Source organism: Serratia sp. 506_PEND (genome assembly GCF_001076875.1).
In the GTDB taxonomy this organism is placed as follows: domain Bacteria; phylum Pseudomonadota; class Gammaproteobacteria; order Enterobacterales; family Enterobacteriaceae; genus Serratia; species Serratia marcescens.
This window is the reverse complement of sequence record NZ_JVEL01000161.1, coordinates 1-1,839: the sequence shown is the minus strand read 5'-3', so window position 1 is coordinate 1,839 and position 1,839 is coordinate 1. Positions and strand designations below refer to the sequence as shown.

Genomic DNA, 1,839 nt, shown 5'->3' with positions numbered 1-1,839 from the left:
TCGTGGTGGTGGCCGAAGATCACCAGGTCGAACCCTTTTTCCTTCGCCACCCGGTTCAACTCTTCCGTCAACGCGCCGCGGCTGACGATCACCTCTTCGACCGGATAGGACGACTGCCCTTTGATCGCATTGAGCATATTCTTCACCCGCTCCGAAAATGTGCGATCGGTGTAGTTGTAATCTCCCACGCCCAGATCGACGTAATAACCGGCGCGATGAATGTCGATATAGATCAGGGAAAGTTTGGCATTGAGCGCGGCGGCCAGTCTGGCGCCCTTGCCCAGCAGGAACTCGGCGTCTTCGCTGAGATCCGTGGCGACAACGATATGCCGATAAGCCATGATGTCGGCCCTCCTCGTCAGATCCGTAAACAGGATGGCGCTCCTTGCCGCATGTTTCTCATGCACCTTAAGTTTAGCCCAGCGCCGGCCCCCTCGCCTGCTGCAGTGTCGTTCCATTTATGGAACGATGTATCCCGACTTCAGGCTCTACCGGATTTCTCTCTCGGCCCTACACTGTAAGCAAGTGCTGAGTTTCAGCCTTATCAATCAAAGAAGATACCTACTGACCTCACGACGAGAAAAGGAAAACACCATGAGCACTCCAGCCAACTTCAACGGCCAGCGTCCTGTTATTGATGCTAATGACGCAGTCATGCTCCTGATTGACCACCAGAGCGGCCTGTTCCAGACCGTCGCCGATATGCCGATGACCGAACTGCGCGCCCGCGCCGCCGCCCTGGCCAGCATCGCCACCCTCAGCAAACTGCCGGTGATCACCACCGCCTCGGTGCCGCAGGGCCCCAACGGCCCGCTGATCCCGGAAATTCACCAGAATGCGCCGCACGCGCAATACGTCGCCCGTAAAGGGGAAATCAACGCCTGGGACAACCCGGACTTTGTGGCGGCGGTCAAGGCCACCGGCCGCAAGACCCTGATCATCGCCGGCACCATCACCAGCGTCTGCATGGCCTTCCCGTCCATCAGCGCAGTGGCCGAAGGCTATAAAGTTTTCGCGGTGATCGACGCCTCCGGCACCTACTCAAAAATGGCGCAGGAAATCACCCTGGCGCGCGTGGTGCAGGCCGGCGTGGTGCCGATCGACACCGCCGGCGTGGCCTCGGAGCTGCAGGGCAGCTGGAACCGCGCCGACGCTCAGCAATGGGCCGAGGTTTACACCAAAATCTTCCCAGCCTATCAGTTGCTGATCGAGAGCTACCTCAAGGCGCAGGACGTGGTGAAAAACAACGAACTGCTGGACTCGCAGCGTTAAGATCGCGGGCATAAAAAACCCCGGCCAAGGCCGGGGCTATTAATCGTGTGCCGGTGACTTTCCCGGCTGTCATGTTATGGCGTAAGCGTCCATCCCACACTCCAACATTACGCAGCCTAAGCGCGACTTTTTCACAACAGAAAAATAGACTGAAACGCGGCGTTATTAATTCTGCGGCAATCTATTTTTCTGTTGCCAATAATCATTAATTATTGGAACGTCATCGAGGAATCGAACCCCAGTCCGCCAACGAATAATTTCGCTGCCGCTCTTCCTGCTGAGCTAATGACGTATCGAGAAAGACTCCGGGCGAACCCGGAGTTTATTCAGGCTGAGGATTTCATTGCTTAACTGCTCCGGCTTAAACCATCATCGCTGTCGTAAGAAATTGCACCTCGGCCGAAAATTATAACGCGACCACGTTGCCGGCAGAAGGCCCCTTCATGCCATTTTCGATAGTGAACTCAACCTGTTGGCCTTCGTCCAGCGTTTTGAAATCGTTGCTCTGGATAGCGGAGAAGTGTACAAACACGCTCTGTCGTTTCAGCGGTTGCCGCTTACCCGCCA

Annotated in this window: 3 protein-coding genes and 1 pseudogene; 1 reads left to right on the top strand and 3 read right to left on the bottom strand. The window is 56.2% G+C overall.

Annotation, left to right across the window (positions count from 1 at the left end; translation table 11 throughout):
* On the bottom strand, nucleotides 1–341 hold a 341-nt coding region (locus tag ADK28_RS04115), incomplete at its 3' end, for a universal stress protein (protein WP_048794961.1).
* Nucleotides 342–594: 253 nt separating this feature from the next.
* Between ADK28_RS04115 and ADK28_RS04110 the strand changes: the two genes are divergently transcribed.
* Nucleotides 595–1,272: an isochorismatase family protein gene (locus ADK28_RS04110; RefSeq protein ID WP_016928046.1), complete on the top strand. Its 678-nt coding sequence runs from the start codon at nucleotides 595–597 to the stop codon at nucleotides 1,270–1,272.
* 213 nt (nucleotides 1,273–1,485) lie between these two features.
* Here ADK28_RS04110 and ADK28_RS04105 read toward each other — a convergent pair.
* Nucleotides 1,486–1,564: pseudogene (locus tag ADK28_RS04105) on the bottom strand.
* Nucleotides 1,565–1,678: 114 nt separating this feature from the next.
* A partial coding sequence (locus ADK28_RS29710; protein ID WP_161802692.1) for a cold shock domain-containing protein occupies nucleotides 1,679–1,839 on the bottom strand: 161 nt, incomplete at its 5' end.

What these genes read in the sequence shown, in the direction of transcription:
- ADK28_RS04110 (WP_016928046.1), top strand. Translation starts at nt 595, where the DNA reads ATGAGCACTCCAGCCAACTTCAACGGCCAGCGTCCTGTTATTGATGCT.